We start from the raw sequence: 24701 nt of genomic DNA on the forward strand, positions 1-24701 counted from the left end.
ATCACGGGTTCTTTTATTCTGATTTTTTTCCTTCTGCTTGTTTTTTGGTTCTAGCTAGTCTCAGAGCCCTATTTGGATTGAGTCGATTAAAAAGTTCTTCTAACTTCTTTTCATTCCACACATCAGCAGCTGAAACAAAATTTCCGTCAGCATCTCGGAAAGATATTGGTTTATCACCCATAGCTATCTCCTAGTCTACAAATTCAAACTCAAATTTACCAATACGAACAAGATCCCCATCCTTAGCGCCACGAGCACGCAAAGCTTCATCAACTCCCATACCACGCAACTGACGGGCAAACTTCATAACAGACTCATCGCGGTCAAAGTTGGTCATGTTAAAGAGTTTCATGAGTTTTTCACCGGAAAGAACCCATGTTGCATCATCATCACGACCAATCTCAAATGGTTTTTCTTCTTCATCAAAGCCATAGTATGCTTCTTCTTCCATTTCAGATTCATCGTAAATTGGAAATTCTGGCGTCTTATCAAGAAGTTCAGCGGTTGCATCTAATAAAGGTGCAAGGCCTTGCTTGGTCAAACCTGAGATCGGGAAGATTGGCGGTAATTCCTCAAACTCATCATAATTAGCAGCCAATTTTTTCTTGAACTCTTCAAGGTTTTCTTGACTCTCAGGCATATCCATTTTATTGGCAACAATAATCTGTGGACGCTCCATCAGACGAAGGTTGTAAGATTCCAACTCTTTGTTAATAGCTAGATAATCTTCGTAAGGATCACGTCCTTCACTAGCTGACATATCAATGATATGAAGGATAACGCGAGTACGCTCAATATGGCGAAGGAACTGAGTTCCCAAGCCCACACCTTGACTAGCACCTTCAATCAAACCAGGGAGGTCTGCCACTGCAAAGGACTCACCTGACTGGGTACGGACCATACCAAGATTAGGTACAATCGTGGTAAAGTGGTAAGCACCAATCTTAGGTTTTGCAGATGTGATGACACTCAGTAAAGTTGATTTTCCAACAGAAGGGAAGCCCACTAGACCAACGTCAGCAAGGATTTTTAGTTCTAGCTGCAATTCACGTTCCTGACCAGGTTCTCCATTTTCAGATATCTCAGGAGCAGGATTTTTAGGTGTAGCAAAGCGGATGTTTCCTCGACCACCACGACCACCGTAGGCTACGATAAACTCTTGCCCATTCTCAATCAAATCTGTAATAATTTTTCCTGTTTCAGCGTCACGCACGGTTGTTCCTTGAGGCACACGGACAATCAAATCTTCTGCTCCTCTACCATGCATTCCTTTTGTCATTCCTTTTTCACCTGATTGGGCTTTAAAATGACGATTGTAACGGAAATCCATTAGAGTACGCAAACCTTCGTCTACTACGAAAACAACGTTACCTCCACGTCCTCCATCACCGCCCCAAGGACCGCCGTTAGGGACGTATTTTTCTCGGCGAAAGGCAACCATACCATCGCCACCATTACCAGCCTTTACTTTAATCTTGGCTGTATCTAAAAACATACTCATATTCTCTTCTCACTTCAAAAAGGGCTGGGAAAATCCCAGTCACCCAACTTATTGCCAAACAATAAAATGATTAACTTTTTAGAATCTGCTAAATACACCAATGGCCGTAGCAAAGATACCTGCCAATGTTACAAATAACATCACTAATACGACAAACATTGTAAGTTTTTCAAAGAATGTTTTTTTACGTTTACCATTATCACCGAATGCCATGTTTTCTCCTTTACTCTAATATTCTAATATTAATACTCATCAGATACAGGAGCGATTGCCCACAAGATCAAGTAAGCAATAAGTCCTGCACCATAACAGAAAGCCAAAACTCCCCAAATAACTCGTACGATTGTAGGGTCAATATCAAAATAATGTGCTAAACCAGCGCATACACCACCGATTTTTTGATCTCTACCACTTCTCATAAATTTCTTTTGCATATTTTTATTTCCTTTCTTTGATTTGATTAATCATTTAAATATTTTCTTAAATTTCTTAATTGTTTTCTAGATGCCTTAAGCATACGCTTCGAACCTTTAACTGGCATAGTAACAGCCTGTTGCGGAATATAGAAGACTGTCTTTAAAATACGTTTTGTAACTGGTTCGTCAGCCCCTGTTTCTTTGGCAAAATTATTTGAAATAATGACGTCTAGATAAAACTCATGAACTCTTCTACCAAAATTCTCAGCAGAAATTTCATATAATTTTTCAGCCAAATGTTTTTCATCCATTGATGGAGTTACAAGTATTGCCTCTAGGATTGCTCCTGCTAAATCCCTTTCCTCGTAATAAAGAGTTCCAAACATTTTATCGTTGATAAGATTATCCAGATAGGGATTGCCATGGGCAATGACAGGCGTTTTACTAGCTAAACTTTCTAGATAAGTCAAGCCCTGGGTCTCACTTGTCGAAGCTGAAATAAAGAAGTCAGCCGCCTTGTAATAGAGTGCTGTTTCACTCGGAGGAATCATACCAGTAAAGATAACAGAATCTTGAATTTGTAAATCTTCTGCTTGTTCCTTAAGAGTGTCTAAATAAGGTCCATCACCAGCTACAACCAGTTTAACTTTTGGTTCTTCTTTGAGAACATCTGGTAGGGCTGCAAGAACTGCTTGAATATTCTTTTCGTAAGACACACGAGAAAGACTCAGAAGCATCTTTTCGTCATTCTTGATACCTAGCTTATCTCGCAGGTCACTGATGTGCTCTGGTCCAATCTCAGGTCGTTCAAACTTAGCAAGCTCAATACCTGTAGGAATGACACGCTTTTCAACTTTTACCTTATAATCAGATAAAAGGTCACGCACGATTTCACTCGGACAGATAACCCCATCAACATCATGCAGAAAACCTCGGACAAGATATTTGACCATACTAGGACGAATCAACATTCCCTTGGCAATATAGTGAACATAATCTTCGTACTGGGTATGATAGGTATGAATAACTGGAATTTTCAATTCCCGCGCAATCCAGATACCTAACAAACCAAGAGAAAATTCTGTCTGCGTATGAATGATGTCTAACTGATATTGTTTTGCAATCTCAAGAGCTTTAGTAAATCCACGGTAAGCGAAACGCCGGTCTTTAAAGGCAAAGAAAGGGACGCTTGGAATACGTATAATCTGCCAGTCTTCATAACGATTGACATCCTTATCAGTTGTTGTAAAGATAAAGACTGCATGACCTTGCTTTTCAAGCTCTGTTTTTAAGGTTCGAATGCTGGTTGCAACACCCGACACCTGTGGGAAATAAGTATCTGTAAATAATCCAATTCGCATATACTACCTCATTTTTTTCCTAAAGCCGCTTGCTCCCGATAAAATTTAAGCCAGATTTCAAGTAGGTGCTCCTCTGAGTATTCTCTTGAAATAGCCTTAGCCTTTTCTTTCAATTCTTTTAATGTTTCTGGATGCTCACGATATTCCAAAATAGCTGATTTCATCTCATCCACATCAGCAGTTGGTCTATAATTTCCTTCTAAAATGACCTTATAAAGATCTAAGTCCCGAAGCATAATGGGAGCTTCACAACTCGCAGCTTCTAGAATAGTCATCGGAAAGAGCTCGTTATAGCTAGGAAGTAAGAACAAATCTGCCAAAGCATAGAGTTCTCTCATCCGTTCTGGCTCAACAATTCCAGGGAAAATCAGATTCTCTGGAGGATTATCCATGATTTTTTTATAGCGTTCATAACCATCGGTAATCCCACCAAAAGAGAAGCCTCCAGCCCAAATAAAGGTGATATCCGGTAGTTCCTCAGCTAGAGTGATAAAGTCATCAATCCCTTTACGTTTTTGAACCTGACCTGCACCTACAACTACAAACTGGTTATCAGTAATCCCCATGTCTTGTCGAAGTTGACTTACTTCTTCTTCAGAAAGTGGATGCCATTTTTCTTTGTTGACAAAGTTAGGGATATAGGTCACTTTTTCACGTGGAATACCAGCCGCAACCAAATCTTCGATAAAAGTAGGATTAACCACAACCAAATGTTCCATACGGTCATAAAAAGAAAATACGTAGCGTTTCACAATACCTTTTAGAAAGAAGGGAATCTTCAAACTGCCCTCTAAGGTATCAGGCAAGAAGTGGACATAACCAATCCTACGACCTGAACGCTTCTTTTGAAAAGTTGACAGATAATAAGGAAGGTCGATTGTATGAAAATGAGTAACATCAGCTTCTACAGGAAGATTCTCCGTTACAATTAGTTGGTCTTTCGCATCACGTTTCAAAAGTTGCACAAGTTCACGGTAAGCTCCAGAAACACCTTGTCCTGCTACCTTTTCACTCGAACTTAGCATGTTGATGCGTAATTTCTCTTTTTCCATACTATCCATTATATCATTTTATTGAAAGAAAATCAGCAAATTAAAAAAGAGATAGCATAAAAGCTAGGGAATTTCCTAACACTTATACTATTTCTCTTTTTAATATCAATCTACTTAATTCCTAAAGCAATACGCGCATAGCGACTCATTTTTTCAACGGTCCAAGCTGGATACCAAACCAATTTAACTTCAACATTGGTAACCTCAGGAACATCTGTCATAGCATCATAAATTTGATCGGTCAAGAGATCTGCTAATGGACAACCCATAGTCGTTAAGGTCATATCAATCTCAGTATCACCGGTATCACCATCAAATCGAATCTCATAAATCAGACCTAGGTTGACGATATCGATTCCTAATTCTGGGTCGATAACTTCTTCTAGAGCTGTCAAAATCCGTGTTTTGATGTTTTCAATTTGCTCTTCTGTGTAAGCCATATTCAGTCTCCTCTATCTTAATCCTCGATAAAGTCACGAAGCGGTTTGCTTCTACTTGGTTGGCGAAGTTTTCTCAAGGCCTTAGCCTCAATCTGACGGATACGCTCACGAGTGACATTGAAGACTTTACCCACATCTTCTAGAGTACGCATTTTACCATCATCAAGACCGAAACGTAGACGAAGAACATTTTCTTCACGGTCAGTCAAGGTGTCTAGCACTTCGTCCAACTGCTCACGCAAGACGATACGAGTTGTGTAGTCTACTGGATTTTCAATCACTTCGTCCTCGATAAAGTCACCAAGATGACTATCGTCCTCTTCACCAATAGGTGTTTCAAGAGACACGGGCTCTTGAGCAATCTTGAGGATCTCACGAACCTTATCAGGTGTCATATCCATACGTTCAGCAATTTGCTCAGGAGTAGGATCTTGTCCTAATTCTTGAAGAAGGTTACGCTGCTCACGAACAAGCTTGTTAATGGTTTCAACCATGTGAACTGGGATACGAATGGTACGAGCTTGGTCAGCAATAGCACGTGTAATAGCCTGACGAATCCACCAAGTTGCATAAGTTGAGAATTTGAACCCTTTCGAATAGTCAAACTTATCAACGGCCTTCATCAAGCCCATATTTCCTTCTTGAATCAAGTCAAGAAATTGCATGCCACGTCCAACGTAGCGTTTTGCAATAGAAACAACCAAACGAAGGTTGGCTTCAGCTAGACGTTGTTTGGCTTCGATATCTCCTGCCTCCACTGCAAGAGCCAACTCTTTTTCTTCTTCGTTAGTAAGAAGAGGTACGACACCGATTTCCTTCAAGTACATACGGACAGGGTCATTAACCTTTGCAGATGTAGAACCAATCAAATCTTCATCACTAAGCTCTGGTTCTTCCTCAGTACTTAAGACACGTTCGCTTGGATTTCCTTCGTTATCGGTAATTGCAATACCAGCATCTTGAATGCGTTGCAAAAGATTTTCAATTCCTTCAACATCTAGAGCAAAAGGAATTACAAGGACATTGTTGATTTCGTCGTCTGTTGCAGTACCAGTTTTTTTATGGTTACGAATAAACTCTGCAACTTGGACATCAAAGGTTGTTACTTCTTTTTGTTTTTTTGCCATTCTTACTCCATTCTTCTTTTTTGGGCAATTAAGCGTTCAAGCTCTTCTATAGCAGTATCTGTATCACCTACATGACTAGCTTCCTGAACTTTCTTTTTGATTTGCAAGTTTTGTTGATTCAAAAGAGCACGTTTTCGAGACTCTTCGACTTCTTTTAGCTCTTCTGGAGACATTTCAGAAGGTAAATCCAAAGACAATACTTGATACCAAGCATTCTCAACTTCTCTGGTCTGATTTGCCAAATCTTCTGAGGAGATTGTACCATTATCAATCAACAGCCCATACAAGGTTTGAAACTCAGGTGTTTCAAAAACAAAATCATCTCTTAAACGATAATCATTGAGAACCAATGGATGCTCCATCATCCGATAGAGAATATGTGCTTCAGCTCTCATGACTGCCGTCAATTGTTTAGAAACCGACATAGTAATTGGTGTCGGATTAACAACCTGCTTCACTTTTTCTTGTCTTTGTCTGACACGACTTTCGTTGATGATGTGCTCAACTTGTTGATAATCAAAAGATGGTAAATGATCCGCCAACAAATGAATATAGGTGTTCTGGGCTGTGATAGAAGGTTCTTTGACGATAAGAGGTGCAATTTTCTCTATAAAATCAATTTGTGCTTGGAGATTCTCACTGTTCTTAGGTTTAAAATGATGAATATAAAACTCAATCGGACTAATACGAGTATTGGCCAAGAGATAAGCCAGGTCTTCTGCAGAATTTTTCTGCAAGTATTCATCTGGGTCCATAGCATCAGGGATTTGGACAATCTGAACTGGCAAATCACCTAGTTCCTCTAGAACTTTAGCGGTTGCTGCTTGTCCTGCCTTATCACCATCATAAGTGATAATCACTTTTTTTGTAAAGCGTTTGAGATGTTCAACGTGTTCAGCAGTCAAGGCTGTTCCCATGGATGCTACTGCATTTTCAATACCGGCACGGTAAGCTGCAATGACATCCATAAAGCCTTCCATCAGGTAAATTTCAGGAGCTTTGCCCGAGCCTTTTTTTACCCTATCCAAATGATATAATTCGTAACTCTTGTTAAAAATTGCCGTCGCCCGACTATTTTTATACTTGGCAGTTTGAGAATCTGCTTCTTGCCAAATTCGACCAGAAAAGGCAATCACCTTTCCTTGATCATTTGAGAGTGGAAAGATAATGCGGTTATGGAAGGTATCAAAGAATTGATTGCTATCAGAAAGATAAAACAGACCTGAATCTAGCATGTCCTTTTCACTATAATCGTCTCGCAAACGTTGATAGAGATACGAACGTTCAGCAGGTGCTAGACCTACCATAAAATGTTTAATGACATCATCAGTCAAGCCACGTTTATAGAGATAGTTTCTCGCCTCTTCACCCATCTTCGTTGTCATGAGGATCGCATGATAAAAGCGTGCAGCCTTGTCATGCATCTCATAGAGGTTTTGATGGGGTGACGTATGTGAGACAGAGTTATTTACTGGAGTTTCAAGGTGCATTCCGAGACGTTCGCCCAAAATCCTTACTGCATCCGCAAAGGTTACTTGTTGATACTCCTCAATAAACTTAAAGACATCTCCAGAACGACCACATCCAAAACAGTGGTAAAATTGCTTGTCTTCAACCACGTTAAAGGAAGGGGTCTTTTCACCATGAAAAGGACAGAGCCCTAAATAGTTCCGTCCAGATTTTTGTAAGGAAATCACTTCTCCTATGATTTCGACAATATTGGTATTGTTTTTGATTTCTTCGATGACTCTCTTGTCAACCATAAACAATACCTCCATTTTATCACAGTTTACTTTATATAGTATAGCTTATTTCTGAAAAAAAGTAAACCATTTCATACGCTTTACATGAGACTATTTCATAAGTTTCCAGCTGTCATGAAAAAGTGAATCTTTTGAGCAAACCATTCTAATATTTGAAAGATAAATAGAAAAAATTAAAGACTATTTCACTTGATCTTCGAGGTTATTTTTCAATATTCTGCTAATATACTGACCATCTTTTCTACTGATGCAAGCCGTTGCAAAAGTCATCGGTGCTATATAAACTTCTCCTCTATAGGATGGGTCGGTCAATACAGGCATAGAATAATAGGCATTCTTTTTATTTTTAAGGTCAATAAACCATTTACCTCCTAGGTGCTTACGGAAGGTTTCACCGATATAAACAGTCAAGTAATCCAACATCTTGCGGTCTGCTATCAAAACATGGTGGTCTTCGTAGTGAGCCAAGATCCAAGCCTCCAAATCATCCAAGGACTGAATGCTATAGTCTAAATTTAGCCCTTCTTTCTCAGCAAACTCCCTAGTAAAATAGTCCATCTTAAATCCAATTTGAAAAATCCATTCCTGAAAATCTTCTTGTGTGTATGCCATTGTTCTACCCCCTTAAATAATCTGTATCTAATTCTAGATGGTCTTTTCTTTAAAGTTACATTTTATCTAATTATAAATCACTTGTATGTCAATCTCAATCCTTAAATCTTAGATTATCTTGTTTTTATGTAAAAATTTCCTTTAATCGTTTTCGTAATAACTTATTTTGAAGCTGAGCTATGAGTAGACAGTTCTTGTCGTTGAACGCAAGCTGTATGGTAGACATAGTCTAGTTTTTCTGATTTCTTCTAGTTTGGTCAAAATGAAGTTGTGACCGCATTATATCTTGTTCATTTTATAATTAAAATTGCATTATACCCACTATTCTACTAGTACTTATAGGATTAACCTTGACATGGTTACAATTCCTAGGTTTAATTTTTCACTTTATTTCTGACTATATTATTTATACTCCACTTCCATTTTAAAAACTATTAATTTATTTGATAAATTTTTTACTTTAATATTAAAATCTATTTTGGAGTTAAACGTAAAAAGAAAAGTTTGAGATGTATCCATAATAATACCTTCGTGATCGACACCAATGCCATTATGAGGATTCTCTAACACAACGATTTTTGTTGTTTCTGTTTCCGAATCGTATTTCCAGTGTTCAACCTGACTTTTCTCAATATTATAATGTATACTATTATCATAGTCAGACCAACTCCTCCCGTATGATAACTTTACCTTACTATCTGTACTTAGACGAGTTAATTGAATATCCGTATAAGAATCTAAGCTTATTGAATTCCCCTTAATTACTATATATTTTTCAGAGTTTGGCAATAAAATATGATATCCTCTTGTTAATTCCTTAATAATCATGACTATTACTATTATTATCAATAAAAGAATACATTTTTTTCTCATTCGTTTTTTTCCTCTATCTGGCTTCAAATTATCTAGTCTTTAAAAAATCTATTTAATTCAATTAAGAAAAACTTAGTGGCACAATCTCTACATCCCCAAGATTGTCAACTGAGTAACGTTGACTACCATTTTTAAACCAGCGTTTTAGAACGACATCATAGAGCATGAAGTGGGATTTTTCGTTAATCCAAGCTTCATCAATCCCATGAGGTTTTAAATACTCTAGTACTTCGTTTGGATTTGTTAGGTAAAAATTAGGTATCGAATCCCCTGTTTTTGACTGACGTGATAATTCTTTATATGCCTCCAAATCTAGTTTTCCCTTATCCTTATTTCTTATATTATATCCAGCTAAGGAGTACGCTACCGACCATTTAGAATCTGAGATTTCGACTGATTGGTTGAGTTTCTTATAATTGTAGTCATATTTTATATAAAGATATCTCCCATCAGGTAATAGTTGCTGGTATTCAATAATAAAAGTTTCTTCAAAACCCACAATCACTTCTAAACTTTCATTTTCAGACAATCCTGCATCAAGTCCTATGGGAATTATCCAGTCTGGATCTCTAAACGATTGACTCCCGTCAACGGCTTTACTAAAATCAGCGAGGCCAGGTAAGATACCACTATGGGTTTCTGCATAGTTCATCTCTAGAAAAACATTACTTAAAGATTCATATACTTCTTTATAATAATTCTTTTGATAGACACGATATAGACCAAACAAAGTTAGAAAAACTAATACAGTTATGACTAGAATTTTTAAAATTTTTTTCATTGACATTTTTCCTTACCTAGAACTTATATACTCTTTGCTGTCAAAATATATTTTTAACGTCTTATTTTAAAGACGAAATAACATTCAGACGATACAATCTTTTTAGAAATTTTATTTCTCTAGGTACCATTTCCTTAGAATCATTATACTATAAAATCTTAGACGGTGACAATAAGACTAGTTTTTGACAACCCCCCTTTAACACAAAAAAACTAGAAGTAGAAATCCTACTTCTAAGTTTTTAATGATACATGTTTTAAAAATTATCTATTCAAACAACTGATAGTAATCTGAAATCTTCATCTTGGCTTTTTCTTCCTTGTTCAAATCTTGGATGATACGCCCATCTTTCATAACAATGAGACGATTTCCATACTTAAGAGCGTCTTCCATATGGTGAGTAATCATCAAAGCTGTTAGATGGTCCTTGCTGACAAAGTCATCTGTCAATTCCATCAAGGCCACACTTGTTTTAGGGTCAAGGGCTGCCGTATGTTCATCCAATAAAAGGAGTTCTGGACGTTTTAGTGTTGCCATTAAGAGACTTAAAGCCTGTCTTTGTCCACCTGATAAAAATTCAATCGGTGTATCCAAATGCTTCTCTAGACCATTGCCAACCTTCTCAATGGTTGCTTGAAATTCTTCTTTATAGGCTGAAAGTTTTCTTGGAAATAAACCACGTTTTTCTCCACGAAACTTAGCAATCAAAAGGTTTTCTGCGACTGTCATACGTGGAGCAGTCCCCATCTTAGGATCTTGAAAAACTCGAGAAAGATACTTGGCACGCTTTTCAGGGCTAAAATGAGTTACATCCTCGCCCATGATGCGAATGCTACCACTTGTCAAAGGTAGAGTTCCCGCAATGCTGTTAAAGAGGGTTGACTTCCCTGCTCCATTTCCACCCAATATCGTGATAAAGTCATGTTCATAAATTTCAAGTGAAACATCGTTTAGGATAATTTTTTCCTCGTCGAAGCCATTTTTCACAATTTTTGTGGCATTTTTTAATTCTACAATTGCTGTCATTTGCTTAATTTGACTCCTTTCAAGTATTTATCCTTAAGGGTTGGAATTACCAAGCAAGTTGCCAGGATAAGAGCACTGTACAAACGGAGGTAGCTAGTGTTAAAGCCGAGAGCAATAACCCCCCATACCAAGAATTGATAACTGATGGAACCAACAACAATAGTAACCAAACGCTCTGCTAGGGTAAGGCTTTTGAAGAGGACTTCACCAATAATCAAGCTGGCAAGACCAACTACGATAACCCCGATACCACGAGAGACATCTGCATAGCCTTCTTGTTGAGCGATAAGGGCACCTGCGAGGGCAATAACACCGTTTGATAAAACCAGACCCATAAGCTCCATACGTCCTGTATTTATACCAAAACTACGAGCCATATCTGGATTATCTCCTGTCGCGATATAAGCTTGTCCCAATTTAGTATCTAGGAAGAAAAGCATAAGAAGGATAACCAAAGTCACAAAAATCAAACCTGTCAGTAATTGATTAATCTCAGATGAAAAAGGAAGAACGTCTTGGATTTGCTTGGTATTTAAAAGCCCAAGGTTTGCTCGTCCCATAATCATGAGCATGATAGAATGACAAGAAGTCATGACTAAAATTCCTGATAAAAGGGTAGGAATCTTCCCTTTCGTATAAAGAAGGCCCGCTGCTAAACCAGCAAGACAACCCGCTCCTACAGCTGCTAAAGTCGCAAGAAAAGGATTAACCCCTTGGGTAATGAGAGTAACTGCAACTGCTCCTCCCAAAGGGAAGGAACCTTCAGTTGTCATATCTGGAAAGTTCAGGATTCGAAAGGTCATAAAGATTCCCAAACCTAGAATAGCCCAGACCAATCCCTGTGAAATAATAGATATTAGCATGTTTGATTCATTTCCTTTATTCTAAAAATTGGAGGAGATGTCTCCAACTCCTCCTTTATTCTTATTCGATTACTTGACCAGCTTCTTTGATAACTGATTCAGGAATAGTAATTCCAAGTTCTTGAGCAACTTTCTTGTTGATCACTGATTTACCAGTTGAGAAGACATTGACTGGTGTATCTGCAGGTTTTTCACCCTTCAAGACTTTGGCAATCATTTTACCAGTAGCAACACCAAGATCATGTTGGTCCACAACGACTGATGCCAAACCTCCAGCTTCTACCATGGCAGTCGCACTTGGGTAGATTGGTTTTTTAGCTGTTTGGTTACTTGATACTACAGTTGAAAATGCAGATGCGATTGTGTTATCAATTGGAACCCAGATTGCATCAACTTTACCAGTCATAACGTTCACTGTTGAAGCAATTTCGTTCGTTGAAGGTACTGCAAAAGTTTCTACCTTCAAACCAGCTTTTTCAGCGTAAGCTTTGAACTCTTCAACTTGTGATTTAGAGTTATCTTCGCTGCTTGAGTAAAGAGCTCCAACTGTCTTGACATCAGGTGTCAAAGCCTTAATTAATGCTACTTGTTGTTCAGCAGGGTTATGGTCGGATACACCTGTAATGTTTCCACCTGGTTTTTCCAAGTTTTGTACAAGGTTAGCTCCAACTGGGTCTGTAATAGCTGCCATGATAACAGGAAGGTCTTTTGTTGCACTTGCTAGACCCTGAGCTGCAGGTGTCGCAATTCCGACAACAACATCATTTCCATTTGACACCAATTGTTTACTCATTGTGGCAACCTTACTTTGGTCACCTTCTGAATTCATAAAGTCGATTTTAACTTGGTCGCCTTTATAGCCTTCTTCAGCAAGTCCATCTTGGATACCTTGGTAAATCAAGTCAAGCGATGGGTGACTGACGAACTGTAGAACACCAACTTTAGCAGTTTTGTTAGCTGTTTCGGTTTTAGTATCTTGTTTCGTTAAGTTAGAGTAGACCAAGCTTCCTCCAACTACAAGTGCTAGTGCTGCAATAATACCAATTAAACGTTTATTCATATCTATTTCTCCTTATTTCACTTAAACTTAGTAATGTTCATTACACTTTCAATATAACTTTACCAAGCGTCGCCATCGTTTGATTTCCATCATTTTTTCCTCCCCATAGAAAAAGTCCTCACACAAAAAACTTGTGTGAGGACGTCGATGCGCGGTGCCACCTCAATTATAGGAACTATTCCTATCTCTCTTACTCGCTTCACGAGTTGCACTATAAGGTGTGCTCACCGAATTCTTATGATTTCAAATTCTTCATAACATTCAGCCCAATTTTCATCATCTTCATCTATCTGTTTTCACCAACCACAGACTCGCTAAAAAAATTCGATGATTACTTTCTGAATGCTTAAATTATATCATTTTACTAAAACTTGTCAAGGGTTTTCATGAATTATTTATAGAATTTATGAAAATTACTACGGTTTTTGGTAAAAATAGCTTGTATTAACCAGAATTACGCAATCCTGTAGCAATTCCGTTAATAGTCGTATGAATTAATCTTTCTTCTTGAGAAGATAGTTCGCCACGACGTTGGCGCTTGATCAACTCCAACTGAATATAGTTCAGGATGTTGAAATAAGGCATGCGATAGTTCAGACTATCTTTCAAATAGGTATTTTCTGCCAAAAGCTCCTCATGACCTTCAATAGCCAAGATAACGTTCTTGGTCAATTGCCATTCATCTAGGATGGTGTAGTAAATCGCCTGCACTTCTTCGCTTTCGCAAAGTTTAGCGTACTCAAAAGCAATATTCATATTTGATTTTGACAAAACCATATCCACGTTGGAAAGAAGCGACTGGAAGAACGGCCAGTTCTGATACATTTCTCTAAGTGTTTCAATATTTTTAGGATCTTGATCGATAAATTCCTTGAAACTTGAACCAACACCATACCATCCTGGGAACATCACACGGCTTTGTGACCATGAGAATACCCAAGGAATCGCACGTAAACCACTGATTTCAGTAATTGTTTTACGGGCTGCGGGACGAGAACCGATATTGAAACTTGAAATAGCTTTAATTGGACTAGATTCAAAGAAATAATCATAGAAAAGCTCATTTCCAAATACGAGTTCACGGTAAATATCGTAACTACGTTCTACAACTTGGTCCATGATAGCTTCATAACGGTTTGAAGTATTGGTATCACTCTTTTTCTTGGTGATCATACGGTTGATAGCTGCAGATACCAACATTTCAAGATTATAGTAGGCTGCATCCTTGTTTCCGTATTTGTTCCCGATAACCTCACCTTGTTCAGTCAAGCGGATGCGATCCTTGATAGACTTAAGCGGTTGCGATGCAATGGCATCATAGGTAGGGCCACCTCCACGACCAACAGTACCACCACGACCGTGGAAGAAGGTTACTTTGACACCGAACTCGTCACCGATAGCGGTCAATTGTTTTTGAGCCTTATAGAGTGTCCAACAAGATGAGAGGTATCCTCCATCCTTGTTACTATCAGAATAGCCAAGCATAATTTCTTGGTAGTTGTTTTTAGAATCAATCCACTTCTTAGCAAGTGGTAGAGAGAAATACTTTCTCATTGTTTCTTCAGAATGATCCAAGTCCTCAATCGTCTCAAAGAGTGGAACGATTTGGACACGCGCTTTTTCATTATCAACCAGTCCAACTTCTTTCAGCATAATGGCCAATTCTAGCATATCTGATACGCTAGTCGCATGAGAGATAATCGTTTGACGAATGACATCTTCTCCCAAACGATCTTTTAATTCACGGGCCGTTTTGAAAATAGCTAATTCTTTATCAAGTAGTTCAGACTTTTCAGCGTGAGTCGCAGACAAGATCCGAGGGTCCTCTAACAATTCGTGTAAAAGCAACTCACATTTTTCATCTTCTGATAAATCACTATAGTGATCATTAATTCCAGCAGATGCTAACAATTCAGCAACACAGGCTTCATGAACACTTGAGTCTTGGCGCATATCGATAGATGCCAAGAAGAAACCAAAGACTTCAACAGCCTCCAAAAGCTCTGCAAAATCCCCAGTAAGCAAGGCTTCTGCCTTATTTTCAAGCAATGAATCTTTAATGATAGCTAAGTCTTGTTTAAATTCTTCAATTGTTTCGTAGTAAGGAGGTCGATCTTCAGCCAATTCTTGAATAGCTCCTGAGAGACGATTACTGATGTAGTCAGTAACCACTCCTTGTTGATGTCCTTGAGTTCCAAAGAGTCGTTCAATATGATGACGTTCATCAGCCGATGAACCAATAAGAGCCCACTCATTTAGATTCAAAAGCGTTTGAATTAATTTTGATTGAATAAAGTGAAAAGCTCGACGATAAGGTTCTTTCTCGCGGAAAACAGAAGTATCTTGAGATTGAGCTGCCATTTCTTCAACAGCCTTACTTGTCTTAGATAAATTAGTAGAAAGAGAGAAGGTACGGTAAAGACTAGAAATCTTACTGATGTAGTAGTTTAAGATCACTTCACTTTGAATGGTAGCAGAACGCATGAGTGTCTCAGCAGTTACAAATGGATTGCCATCACGGTCTCCACCAATCCACATTCCCATGGTGATAGGTTTTGCTTGTTTTAGGTCAATTCCCTGCTCTTTTGCAAGACGCTTATACTCTAACATTAGATTTGGTACAGCTTGTAGGAAAGAACTATTGTAATATTCCATCACGTTTGTGATTTCATTCGTTACTTTTAGTTTCTTCTCACGAATCATATCCGTCTGCATGATAATCTCAATGTAGCGACGAAGATCATTGTGCCATTTTTCTTTGTTAATAAGGCCCATTCTCACATCACGGTATTTACGCAAGAGAGTATGGATATGATTGGTCAAATCCAGCATACTCTTACGTTGAACCTGAGTTGGATGGGCTGTTAATACTGGCACCACGTTCAGATGTTCAAGAATTTCAGCAGCATTTTCTTTTTCAGCAACCATTTCAATGGTTGTTGACAATTTACCAAGATAATCTTGGTCGATATTGTTTAGATGGTTAATCTCGTATGCCAGGTCAACGTCTTCAGAAATGTTAATCAAAAGTGGCAAGATAGAGAAATATCTAGAGATATAGACCATTTCATCATTAGTAAGGCTTGTAACTACTTTATCAAGACCTTGATAGTCTAATTTTGATGACAACTCCTTTAACTGAATGATCTTGTCAAAGGTCTCAGAAGGAAGCATATTTTTCGTAATATCTTCAAGTAAATCTGTCAAGATTTGAACTTCTTCCTGTACGACAGTTTTGTTCCTATTATTTTCTAGTTTTTGAAGAGACATATTTTTCTCCTTATCACTTTTCTTAAAGCTGTGATTCGTATTCACTATAAAGTTTCGCTCGTTTTTCACTAGCATCAATATTTAACACAAAGGCGATGGCTACAGATAGAACTAGGAGACTATTTCCCCCTTGAGAAAGGAACGGGAAGGTTACACCTGTTGAAGGTATCAATCCTGAAATTCCACCGATATTGACGAATACCTGAATTAAAATCATCCCACCGATACCAATGGCTACCATTGAGTTAAATGGATCCTTTGCTCGAACCCCCACCAAGATGATGCGGAGGATTAGGAAGAACAAAAGAGCCAAAATAAGACTAGCACCTACAAATCCAAACTCTTCAATCACAATTGAGAACACAAAGTCCGTATGCGCCTCAGGTAGATAGCCACGCTTCTCGATAGAATTCCCTAATCCTAACCCAAACCATCCACCATTAACCATAGCGTAGTATGAATTCGCTAACTGGTGTCCTGCACCAGCAACATCATCAAATGGGTTAAAGAAGGCACTGAATCTCTTAGCTACATATCCAAAGACTGGAATTTTAGAAACCTTATCAACCCCGATCACTTTAATAGCTGTCAATGTCACAGTGGCTAGAGTTGTAAGTATAGCAAGAATCGTTGCAAACCATCGATGCGCTATTCCACTAATTGAGTACATCAGTAATGATACCAAAAATAGGATAGTAGCATTTCCTAGGTCAGGGAAAATAGCCAAGCTACCAATCATTACCAGAAGTACAAAACGCCAGTCATTAAAGGATCTAGGGAGCCATTGGTTTTGAGTTAAAACTTGGAAGTCATAAACGCCAATCTCTTCTTGTTGTTTTGAAAAACGTTGTGCCAAGTACCAAATAATGATAATTTTCAAGTACTCTGCAGGTTGAACGGTAATCGGTCCTACCTTGATCCAACCGTAGGCTCCATTAATAGGAATCCCAATCAAACGAGCTAAAGCTAGTAAAATGAGCTCAGCAAACATAACGATGAATAACAATCGCTCGTTGCGAAGAAATCCTAGCTTCAACTTATAGATTACTGCAATCAGTAGTAAACTAACCAACCAAAACAAGGCCTGATTTCGCACTAATTGAAAGGCGCTCGTCCCCTCTTGAATCAAGGATGCACTTGTTGTCGAATAGACCACTATCAAACCCAGTACTGATAAGAGAATATAGGGCACTAAAATGGAATAATTCAACAGGTGCCTTTTACTAATTTTCATATTTCACCATCTACAAAATTTTTAATTTTCTATTAATTCTAGTTTTACTAGCTATTATACCATTTTTTAGACTAGAAAAAAACTCTTACCCATTAAAGCCTAGAATTTCAACTTTTAACAATGAAATGCTCAAAAAAACTCTACCTTTCAAGAGTAGAAAGATAGAGTTTTCATCTTTAGTTTGAAGGTGTTGTTGTAGTCTCAGCAGCTGTTGTTGTAGTTTCAGTCGCTGCTGATGTAGTTGTAGTTTGGGTTGATGTATCACTTTGGATGTACTGAGTAAAGATATTTTGGAAGGCTGGGTCTTTGACCTTGATATTTGCTGCCTGCAACTCTTTACTAATGACACCTTGAACGAAAGTAGCATCATTTTGTTTTTGAGTCAGGATAACTGTCTTCAATTTTTCTTTATAATCTTCCCAGTTAGAAGATTTTTCTGTTTTCTTAATTAATTTTACAATATAGAAGCTGTTTGAATAAGCTTGTGTACCTGGAGCTGTAATCACATCTGAGATTCCATCAACATTAAGTGCAAAAGCTGCTTTTTTAACAACGTCTGGTAATTCTGTTGATGCAGAGTCAAAGGTGATTTCTCCACCATTTGCTTTTGTCTTTTCGTCTGTTGAATTATCCTTAGCCAATTGAGCAAAGTCAGCTCCAGATTCTTTTGCTTTAGCTAGTACTTCTTTAGCCTTATCCTCACTGTCAAGTTTAATAACTTGAGCAGTAACATCTGGTGTGTACTCTTCATATGCTTTCTTGTAGTTTTCATCTGTTAATTCAGCTTCTGCTGCTTTCTTAACAGCGTATTCAACTAATTTACTTGTACGAATTTGAGCTTTACGACTTTCAGCTGTCATACCAGCACGAGAAAGAACGATTTGATAGCTATCTCCATATCTTTTTTGCTCTTCAGCCACAGCATCATCTACTTCTTTATCACTCACTTCAGATCCATACTGCTTTTCGAAGACTTTCTGAATTGTCATATTGAGCAAGATTTGTTGTGCAGTTGAGTTGTTTTTCACTTCTTCATAGAATTGGTGCTCAGTGATGACATCACCCTTCATAGTAATGAGGTCAGCTCCTTGAGAGCCATTTGAACAAGCAGCCAAAGTAGCTACCGATAACAAAGTGATGGCACCAGCCAATAATTTTTTCTTCATGTTTACTCCTTTTTGTTCACTAGATAAATGTTTACCTTATCTATTTTACTAAATTGTCTTAAAAATTTCTAAAATTAGTCAACATCAGGCAGCTCTACTTCTACTTGATTTTTTCTCAGCATCAAGATTCCATCCCCAAGAGGAACTAGACTAGCTGTTAAACCTGGATTGTCTAAAGTTGCATCGAATAGTCTTTGCAAACCACGATAAATTGTTCGTTGCCCACGGCGAACTTCCATAATATCCTTAGCAATATCTCCACCTTGGAAGATATCATCTAAAACGACTACTCCTCCAACCTCAAGGTGTTTGAGGATTTCTGGCAAAAATACGATGTATTTGGATTTTGCAGAATCCATAAAAACAAAATCATAGGTCTCTGTCAATGTTGACAAAACGTCTACCGCATCGCCTTCCAAAAGAGTGATTTGTTGGCGATTATCAAACTTGGCGAAATTTTCCTTGGCAAAACCAATCATTTCAGGATTCCGATCAATGGTTGTTATTTTTGCATTTGGAGCATGATTTGCCATTAAAAGAGCTGAAAATCCAATTGCTGTTCCAATTTCTAAAATATTTTTTGGTTGAATTGTTTCCATTAGGAAACGGAAATAAGCGACTGTTTCATGAGGAATGATAGGAATATTCTCCTTGCGAGCAAAGTTTTCTAGTTCTTTTAAAGAACCAGTCACCTGCTCTTGTCTGTGGCGCATAAATTCCACAATCTCATCCTTAACAACAGGACGCCGCATGTTATGATTGGCATTTTTACTGTATGACTCAACCATCTTATGCCAGTCCTAATTTGTCAACTAGGGCTTCAAACTCGTCCAAACGTCGTTCAAAGACAGCAAAGGCATCATTGAGATAGTCTTCTTTTTCCATGTCAACACCAGCTTTTCGCATGATATTAAGTGGATAATCTGACTTACCTGCCTTGAGGTATTCAATATAACGGTCACGATCTTCTTGGCTACCGTGAACAATCTTTTCAGCTAAGGCCGAAGCTGCTGCAAAGCCTGTTGAATATTGATATACATAATAATTATAGTAGAAATGAGGGATACGAGCCCACTCGTACTGAATTTGAGGATTGTCTTCCTTGCTCAAGCCGTAATATTCTTGGTTCAAGTCAGCATAGAGATTGTTTAAGAACTCGCTTGTCAAGACCTCACCATTTTGATCAGCTTGGTGGATTGCGTGTTCAAATTCAGCGAACTGAGTTTGACGGAAGACTGTACCACGGAAGCCATCTAGGAAGTTGTTTAAGATTGCAAAGCGAGTTGCATCATCTTGAACTTCCTCTAGCAGTTTTTCTGTTAGGATATTCTCATTAGTTGTTGAAGCAATCTCTGCCAAGAAGATTGAGTAATCTCCATAGACATAAGGCTGGGTTTCACGAGTATAGCTAGAGTGCATACTATGACCAGTTTCATGGACAAGAGTAAATAGATTATCTAGATTGTCCTGCCAGTTAAGAAGCATAAAGGCGTTGGTATCGTATGACCCACCAGAATATGCACCTGAACGCTTACCTTGATTTTCATACACATCTATCCAACGTTCACTGAAAGCTCGTTTCACACGACTCAAGTAATCCTCACCAAGAACAGCCAAAGCTTCTTCTGCCTTCTTCAAGGCTTCCTCATAAGTAAAACTGTATTCTATTGAAGACAATGGAGTATAGACGTCGTACATCTTAAGATCTGGAATACCAAAGATTTTTGAGCGAAGAGCCAGATAACGATGTAAGAGTGGCAAATGCTTACGAACAGCAGATACTAAGTTGTCATAGACACTCTCTGGTACAAAGTTGGCTGCAAGAGCTGCTTCACGCGCACTCTTGTAGTTACGAACCTTAGCACGATAGTTTTGCACTTTGACATTGGTCTGCAATGTTTTAGCGTAGGTATGTTGGTATTGCTCATAGGTAGAGTATAGTGCTTCATATGCACCACGACGAACTTCACGGTTCTTAGATTCTACTAAGCGCATATAGACACCGTGTGACAACTGTACCTCGTTACCATCTTCATCTTTCACTAGTGGAAAGACAATATCCGCATTGTCTAAGATAGCGAAAGTTTCACTAGCTGCTCCAAAGATTTCACCAGCACCTGCTAATAACTCTTCTTCACGTTGTGAAAGGACATGGTCCTTATTTTGCAAGAGTTTATCAAAGTAGTGTTTATAAGGCTGAAGTTTTGGTTCTTCTGATAAGAAGTTTTGGTACTGGTCTTCGGTAATTGCCATAAATTCTGGCTCATAGAAAGAGAATACCTGGTCAAGTTGACTATAAAGAGTCATTGCTTTTGCATAGTATTCTTGATATTTAGCAACTCGTGTATCTTGGTCGTTTTTCATATGTGCGTAGACATAGAGTTTTTCAAGACGACGACTCAAGTCCAGATAACGCTCTGTAATGTTAAGAAGGCTTTCTGCACTGTCCAAGAGATGCCCCTCAAGACTAGCTGCTTGTTTTGTCTCTTCGGTCAAAAGAGCTAGTTCTTCTTCCCATTTTTGGTCTGTTTCAAAGATTGTTGATAGATCCCATGTATCTTTTTCATTGATTTCATTTCGTTGTAATACCATAAATTTCCTCCATCCTTTCTATTTTACCATATTTTTCGAGAAATATTGCTGATAAAAGGCAGGTGGATAGAGCTTTTGTTGCTGTTTTTTAGGATTCCGTTCATAATAGGCCTGAAAGTTACGAAAATAATCATTTAGATTTTGATTTATTTGACAAAAATGACCATTTTCTATCGGCCTTACTTGGGGATACCAGTCCTGAGGCTTCAAATTTAATAAGTTCTCTCCTCTTAAGTAAGCTTGGGCTTGCTTCTTCATCCAATAGGGATTTTGATAATAGAGTTGTTTTTGAATGTAATGACAAATCTTCCTGTCCTGCTCAACTGAAAAAGTGATAAGGGCTTGTTGCTGATAAGGACTCCGTAAGATTTCAAGAAGATTCCCTTTGCCATAAGAAAATTCCTTGACCTGATAGTGGAGTTTCCCTTTCAAATCTTGATGGAGTAGATACTTGAGTCTCAAAACTTGTTTTTTATGGTCTAATTCCCAGAGATGAAATCCCATATTATTACTGAAATAAAGAAAATCTCTCTGAAGTTTAGTCAGGCGCTCTTTCAACCAGAGCTTTTCACCGAGCAACCATAATACTTGAATTCCAGAATCTCTATAACCATTACTTCTCTCCTGCAACAGTTTAGAAGACAAGTGACTGCATTGAACCTCAATAGCTAATTGCTTATTGATGAGGATATCTGCGATTTGCTTAAGTTCAGGAATCGGATATTCCATTTCTACTTCAGCATCTTTCTTAGCCCAATTAAAAAGTGCAACCTTATTCTCTAAATGTTCTGGTCCTTCATTCTCATGATAAAAATCACAACTTTTTAAACTTTCATGCGCAAAATGAGTTCTTACATTTTTTCCGTTTTTCAAGCGAACACTCGTTCCGCAAGCTGGACAATAATAAGCTTGTTTCTTTACTTCATTCTCTAACGCGTTGATTAAATGACCTTTTTTATCTCTAGCTAAAAACATAAACTCTCCTTTTCTACTTTATTCGAAAAGGATAAGAAAAGAGAGTGGGACAGAAATCGGTAATTTGTTAGAATTCGATTTCATCGTCCCACCTCCGCACAGTTGAGTAGGGCTGTAAAAGCTGATGAAATAAGCGTAGTAGAGCCCACTCAACCACTGCGTCTTGCTCGACAATCCAAAGACAATTGAGAGTCTAGAACTATTATCCCAGACTCTTCTTCACTATAACATCTAGTATCACTTCCGTTTGTTCTTCAAACATTTCTGCAACATGGGAATGAGATTTGATATCTGATCATGTTTAATGATGGAAACACCATATTCTTGACAACGATTGCTAAAAACAGGATTAATCCTGCCGGAGCATACAATCAATTTTAAACAATTATCTCCTGCAAAATGATTGGCATAAACTTCGAGCTCGTTGATAGCTTCAACTGATAAATCAGTCATTTTACAAGATATGAATACAACAGAGTAATCTTTTCGAAGGACTACATCAATTTCATTCTGAACATTATCTACTTCTGGGAAAATGCCATTCCAGTCAATTTCAGCACCAATCATACATTCATCAAAATACCCCGATTCTAAAGCAAGTAGATAAATATAGAGCTCTAAGATATGCCCCTTGGTTCTACAAAGCAACTGTGCTTCTGAACTCGGAAATGTATAAGAGACACTATCAGATGTTTCCTCTTCTATCTTTAGTAAATTAGCTTCTATCAATAAAGGAATCAATGCAGTGGGATAGGAGTAAGTTTTCCCGTTACTTCCTAAAACTTTGGCAGTTTCCGCGTGAAAATCATTTGTTTTTGCCAGTGCAAAGAATTGGGTAATCTGATACCATTTTTCAGGATTTTCGATTGCATATTTGGCCAATTTTTTTATAGCTAGCACTTGCTTATTAGAATGCTGAGGTCTTCTTGATTTAAGGACTTTTCCACCACGTAAAGCTATCAATTGTTCAATGGATAAACTTGGGATAGCTAAATCTTTATCCTTTATGTTACCCCTATCCCAGGAATACTGCCTTCCTTGTTCAACATCCATAGCAATAATGGGAATACCTTTCTCCAAACCATACTGATATAGAACTATTGCTAATAGATTATCTCCACCAAAAACATCGATGGTCACTGACTCAAAATCATTGATAAATACGTCTAATTCCTGGCAGATATTTTCTAGGTGGAATTGTCGAAAATGTACTTGTTTTAAGTGTGGAACTTGTTCCATTAGAAAATGCTTCAAGGATAGCTTATCTTCCTCAGCAATTTTTCTAGTAGAAAGGTATAAAATCTCATCACAATCACTGACAAAAGCTTGGTAGACATTTTTTTCAATGGTATGACGGTCGTATAGTTCAATTAAAAGACTAGGCATATTGTGACCTCCTAGAGCAGAAACGATTTATAAGAATTGGTAGCTGATAAGAATTCTTTTTATCATCCGGATACTTATATAGTTTTTAGGTACCTTATACTTCTAGTATAGCATAAAATAAGACTTCCCAATGATTATTTAGGAAACGAAAAAGAGAGTGGGACAGAAATCGGTCATTCGTTAGAATTCGATTTCGTCGTCCCACCTCCGCACAGTTGAGTAGGGCTGTAAGAGCTGATGAAATCAGCATAGTAGAACCCACTCAACCACTGCGTCTTGCTCGACAATCCAAAGACAATTGAGAGGCTAGGACTTTTGTCCTAGCCTCTTTTTCATTTATTTTACTTTTTTAGCCAACATGGTCGCAAAGCGTAGTTGGATACGATTGCCGTTTTCGTCACGACGATGTAAATGCCCTGGATTTTCATTGTACTTAACCAATTCCCAGTCCTTGTAGTAATTTGCCAACTCCCCCTCTTTAAAGGTGAATGGGAAATTAACAGAACATGGGTAATCCTCTGTATCCATAGCACAAACAATCAAATTATAGCCACCGATAGAGGTTTGTTCTTGCATATTTTGAATGATAGACGGAATACGATCTGCTTGTAAAAACATGAGCACAACCGTTGATACGATAAAATCGTAAGTTTGACCAATGCTAGCTGAATTGATATCGTAGAGACCAACAGGCATCTCTAAATCTTCTTGCTCTACGATGCTTTGCAAGATTTCAAGGGATAGCTCATTTTGATCCACTGCTGTAACATCAAATCCATGTTGAGCTAAAAAGAGTGCATTTCTACCATGCCCACAGCCTAGGTCTAGTGCCTTACATGGTTTGACCGTCTGCATAGCTTCTAGGACTTCCGAATGAACTGGATTGCTATTGTATTTCTTTGGGAAATAATCCTCTGGTTTACAATAAAATTCCAAATACCACTCCACATCATCTGTAGCAGCTTCTACTCTGTGCCAAGCTTGAGGTTGTGCCATAGGATTATCAGCACCTGCTTCAAAGAGGTGCTCAGCTATAACTTCTCCCTCTTCAGTCAATTCAATAAACTTAAGAGTCCCTTTTAATACGGTAATCTTGCCCCAGGTTCCGACCTTAGTATTGTGTTTTCTTTGAACAGCCTCTGGCATAGTGTCTTTATTCCAGACAGGCATGCGTTTGTAGGCAACTAGTTTTTCCATATTCTA

23 protein-coding genes and 1 other annotated feature are annotated in these 24701 nt (G+C 38.1%); all 23 genes read right to left on the reverse strand.

All coding sequences use genetic code 11. The features are described 5' to 3' along the window. Positions 1 to 13 precede the first annotated feature (13 nt). The 23 genes from KJR31_RS03020 to tehB all read right to left on the reverse strand — a co-directional run bounded on the left by KJR31_RS03020 (position 14) and on the right by tehB (position 24695). A complete protein-coding gene (locus tag KJR31_RS03020) occupies positions 14 to 181 on the reverse strand; it encodes a hypothetical protein (RefSeq protein WP_006150597.1) in 168 nt (55 codons plus the stop codon). Between the two features lie 9 nt (positions 182 to 190). Further along, complete coding sequence (gene obgE, locus KJR31_RS03025; protein WP_214262012.1) at positions 191 to 1501, reverse strand: GTPase ObgE; 1311 nt, start codon at positions 1499 to 1501, stop codon at positions 191 to 193. Positions 1502 to 1579: 78 nt separating this feature from the next. Beyond that, positions 1580 to 1714 (reverse strand): DUF4044 domain-containing protein, encoded by a 135-nt coding sequence (locus KJR31_RS03030; RefSeq protein WP_045615867.1) that lies wholly within the window; start codon positions 1712 to 1714, stop codon positions 1580 to 1582. Positions 1715 to 1743: 29 nt separating this feature from the next. Continuing rightward, complete coding sequence (locus KJR31_RS03035; RefSeq protein ID WP_006148426.1) at positions 1744 to 1935, reverse strand: PspC domain-containing protein; 192 nt, start codon at positions 1933 to 1935, stop codon at positions 1744 to 1746. Positions 1936 to 1961: 26 nt separating this feature from the next. Then, the gene (locus tag KJR31_RS03040) at positions 1962 to 3278 is read right to left on the reverse strand and encodes a glycosyltransferase family 4 protein (protein WP_214262013.1); all 1317 of its coding nucleotides are present in this window, start codon (positions 3276 to 3278) and stop codon (positions 1962 to 1964) included. An 8-nt stretch (positions 3279 to 3286) separates the two neighbouring features. Further along, positions 3287 to 4339: a glycosyltransferase family 4 protein gene (locus KJR31_RS03045; RefSeq protein WP_214262014.1), complete on the reverse strand. Its 1053-nt coding sequence runs from the start codon at positions 4337 to 4339 to the stop codon at positions 3287 to 3289. Between the two features lie 101 nt (positions 4340 to 4440). Further along, positions 4441 to 4770, reverse strand: a complete 330-nt coding sequence (locus KJR31_RS03050) for a metal-sulfur cluster assembly factor (protein WP_006145447.1) — start codon at positions 4768 to 4770, stop codon at positions 4441 to 4443. Positions 4771 to 4787: 17 nt separating this feature from the next. Continuing rightward, positions 4788 to 5897, reverse strand: a complete 1110-nt coding sequence (rpoD, locus tag KJR31_RS03055) for an RNA polymerase sigma factor RpoD (protein ID WP_214262015.1) — start codon at positions 5895 to 5897, stop codon at positions 4788 to 4790. Between the two features lie 2 nt (positions 5898 to 5899). Beyond that, positions 5900 to 7660: a DNA primase gene (dnaG, locus tag KJR31_RS03060; protein WP_250319673.1), complete on the reverse strand. Its 1761-nt coding sequence runs from the start codon at positions 7658 to 7660 to the stop codon at positions 5900 to 5902. Between the two features lie 180 nt (positions 7661 to 7840). Next, positions 7841 to 8272, reverse strand: a complete 432-nt coding sequence (locus KJR31_RS03065; protein WP_214262017.1) for a hypothetical protein — start codon at positions 8270 to 8272, stop codon at positions 7841 to 7843. 402 nt (positions 8273 to 8674) lie between these two features. Further along, on the reverse strand, positions 8675 to 9100 hold the full coding sequence (locus KJR31_RS03070; RefSeq protein WP_214262018.1) for a hypothetical protein: 426 nt from the start codon (positions 9098 to 9100) through the stop codon (positions 8675 to 8677). 106 nt (positions 9101 to 9206) lie between these two features. Then, entirely contained in the window at positions 9207 to 9926 is a 720-nt protein-coding gene (locus KJR31_RS03075; protein ID WP_214262019.1) for a TipC family immunity protein, read from the reverse strand. 267 nt (positions 9927 to 10193) lie between these two features. Continuing rightward, on the reverse strand, positions 10194 to 10952 hold the full coding sequence (locus tag KJR31_RS03080; RefSeq protein ID WP_214262020.1) for an ABC transporter ATP-binding protein: 759 nt from the start codon (positions 10950 to 10952) through the stop codon (positions 10194 to 10196). Then, positions 10949 to 11815, reverse strand: a complete 867-nt coding sequence (locus KJR31_RS03085) for an ABC transporter permease (protein WP_016465932.1) — start codon at positions 11813 to 11815, stop codon at positions 10949 to 10951. The genes KJR31_RS03080 and KJR31_RS03085 overlap by 4 nt, the downstream gene beginning before the upstream one ends. Before the next feature lie 61 nt (positions 11816 to 11876). After that, positions 11877 to 12875 (reverse strand): tryptophan ABC transporter substrate-binding protein, encoded by a 999-nt coding sequence (trpX, locus tag KJR31_RS03090; RefSeq protein ID WP_214262021.1) that lies wholly within the window; start codon positions 12873 to 12875, stop codon positions 11877 to 11879. Between the two features lie 134 nt (positions 12876 to 13009). After that, positions 13010 to 13227, reverse strand: a binding site (T-box leader). Between the two features lie 92 nt (positions 13228 to 13319). Continuing rightward, positions 13320 to 16145 (reverse strand): phosphoenolpyruvate carboxylase, encoded by a 2826-nt coding sequence (gene ppc, locus KJR31_RS03095; RefSeq protein ID WP_214262022.1) that lies wholly within the window; start codon positions 16143 to 16145, stop codon positions 13320 to 13322. Between the two features lie 22 nt (positions 16146 to 16167). Next, a complete protein-coding gene (gene ftsW / locus KJR31_RS03100) occupies positions 16168 to 17379 on the reverse strand; it encodes a cell division peptidoglycan polymerase FtsW (protein WP_214262023.1) in 1212 nt (403 codons plus the stop codon). A 176-nt stretch (positions 17380 to 17555) separates the two neighbouring features. Then, positions 17556 to 18545, reverse strand: coding sequence for a peptidylprolyl isomerase PrsA (prsA, locus tag KJR31_RS03105; protein WP_214262024.1), 990 nt, complete (start codon positions 18543 to 18545; stop codon positions 17556 to 17558). Positions 18546 to 18619: 74 nt separating this feature from the next. Next, complete coding sequence (locus KJR31_RS03110; protein WP_214262025.1) at positions 18620 to 19333, reverse strand: O-methyltransferase; 714 nt, start codon at positions 19331 to 19333, stop codon at positions 18620 to 18622. Position 19334: 1 nt separating this feature from the next. Next, a complete protein-coding gene (gene pepF / locus KJR31_RS03115; RefSeq protein ID WP_214262026.1) occupies positions 19335 to 21137 on the reverse strand; it encodes an oligoendopeptidase F in 1803 nt (600 codons plus the stop codon). Positions 21138 to 21155: 18 nt separating this feature from the next. After that, a complete protein-coding gene (locus KJR31_RS03120) occupies positions 21156 to 22112 on the reverse strand; it encodes a competence protein CoiA (protein WP_214262027.1) in 957 nt (318 codons plus the stop codon). Between the two features lie 237 nt (positions 22113 to 22349). Continuing rightward, complete coding sequence (locus tag KJR31_RS03125; protein WP_214262028.1) at positions 22350 to 23498, reverse strand: Card1-like endonuclease domain-containing protein; 1149 nt, start codon at positions 23496 to 23498, stop codon at positions 22350 to 22352. 336 nt (positions 23499 to 23834) lie between these two features. Continuing rightward, positions 23835 to 24695: an SAM-dependent methyltransferase TehB gene (gene tehB, locus KJR31_RS03130; protein ID WP_214262029.1), complete on the reverse strand. Its 861-nt coding sequence runs from the start codon at positions 24693 to 24695 to the stop codon at positions 23835 to 23837. Between the last annotated feature and the right edge of the window lie 6 nt (positions 24696 to 24701).

Source organism: Streptococcus infantis, from assembly GCF_018499575.1.
Lineage (GTDB): Bacteria > Bacillota > Bacilli > Lactobacillales > Streptococcaceae > Streptococcus > Streptococcus infantis_K.

Excerpts from the sequence above, each read along its gene's own strand:
- KJR31_RS03020 (WP_006150597.1), bottom strand. The coding sequence starts at position 181 with ATGGGTGATAAACCAATATCTTTCCGAGATGCTGACGGAAATTTTGTT.
- obgE (WP_214262012.1), bottom strand. The coding sequence starts at position 1,501 with ATGAGTATGTTTTTAGATACAGCCAAGATTAAAGTAAAGGCTGGTAAT.
- KJR31_RS03030 (WP_045615867.1), bottom strand. The coding sequence starts at position 1,714 with ATGGCATTCGGTGATAATGGTAAACGTAAAAAAACATTCTTTGAAAAA.
- KJR31_RS03035 (WP_006148426.1), bottom strand. The coding sequence starts at position 1,935 with ATGCAAAAGAAATTTATGAGAAGTGGTAGAGATCAAAAAATCGGTGGT.
- KJR31_RS03040 (WP_214262013.1), bottom strand. The coding sequence starts at position 3,278 with ATGCGAATTGGATTATTTACAGATACTTATTTCCCACAGGTGTCGGGT.
- KJR31_RS03045 (WP_214262014.1), bottom strand. The coding sequence starts at position 4,339 with ATGGATAGTATGGAAAAAGAGAAATTACGCATCAACATGCTAAGTTCG.
- KJR31_RS03050 (WP_006145447.1), bottom strand. The coding sequence starts at position 4,770 with ATGGCTTACACAGAAGAGCAAATTGAAAACATCAAAACACGGATTTTG.
- rpoD (WP_214262015.1), bottom strand. The coding sequence starts at position 5,897 with ATGGCAAAAAAACAAAAAGAAGTAACAACCTTTGATGTCCAAGTTGCA.
- dnaG (WP_250319673.1), bottom strand. The coding sequence starts at position 7,660 with ATGGTTGACAAGAGAGTCATCGAAGAAATCAAAAACAATACCAATATT.
- KJR31_RS03065 (WP_214262017.1), bottom strand. The coding sequence starts at position 8,272 with ATGGCATACACACAAGAAGATTTTCAGGAATGGATTTTTCAAATTGGA.
- KJR31_RS03070 (WP_214262018.1), bottom strand. The coding sequence starts at position 9,100 with ATGATTATTAAGGAATTAACAAGAGGATATCATATTTTATTGCCAAAC.
- KJR31_RS03075 (WP_214262019.1), bottom strand. The coding sequence starts at position 9,926 with ATGAAAAAAATTTTAAAAATTCTAGTCATAACTGTATTAGTTTTTCTA.
- KJR31_RS03080 (WP_214262020.1), bottom strand. The coding sequence starts at position 10,952 with ATGACAGCAATTGTAGAATTAAAAAATGCCACAAAAATTGTGAAAAAT.
- KJR31_RS03085 (WP_016465932.1), bottom strand. The coding sequence starts at position 11,815 with ATGCTAATATCTATTATTTCACAGGGATTGGTCTGGGCTATTCTAGGT.
- trpX (WP_214262021.1), bottom strand. The coding sequence starts at position 12,875 with ATGAATAAACGTTTAATTGGTATTATTGCAGCACTAGCACTTGTAGTT.
- ppc (WP_214262022.1), bottom strand. The coding sequence starts at position 16,145 with ATGTCTCTTCAAAAACTAGAAAATAATAGGAACAAAACTGTCGTACAG.
- ftsW (WP_214262023.1), bottom strand. The coding sequence starts at position 17,379 with ATGAAAATTAGTAAAAGGCACCTGTTGAATTATTCCATTTTAGTGCCC.
- prsA (WP_214262024.1), bottom strand. The coding sequence starts at position 18,545 with ATGAAGAAAAAATTATTGGCTGGTGCCATCACTTTGTTATCGGTAGCT.
- KJR31_RS03110 (WP_214262025.1), bottom strand. The coding sequence starts at position 19,333 with ATGGTTGAGTCATACAGTAAAAATGCCAATCATAACATGCGGCGTCCT.
- pepF (WP_214262026.1), bottom strand. The coding sequence starts at position 21,137 with ATGGTATTACAACGAAATGAAATCAATGAAAAAGATACATGGGATCTA.
- KJR31_RS03120 (WP_214262027.1), bottom strand. The coding sequence starts at position 22,112 with ATGTTTTTAGCTAGAGATAAAAAAGGTCATTTAATCAACGCGTTAGAG.
- KJR31_RS03125 (WP_214262028.1), bottom strand. The coding sequence starts at position 23,498 with ATGCCTAGTCTTTTAATTGAACTATACGACCGTCATACCATTGAAAAA.
- tehB (WP_214262029.1), bottom strand. The coding sequence starts at position 24,695 with ATGGAAAAACTAGTTGCCTACAAACGCATGCCTGTCTGGAATAAAGAC.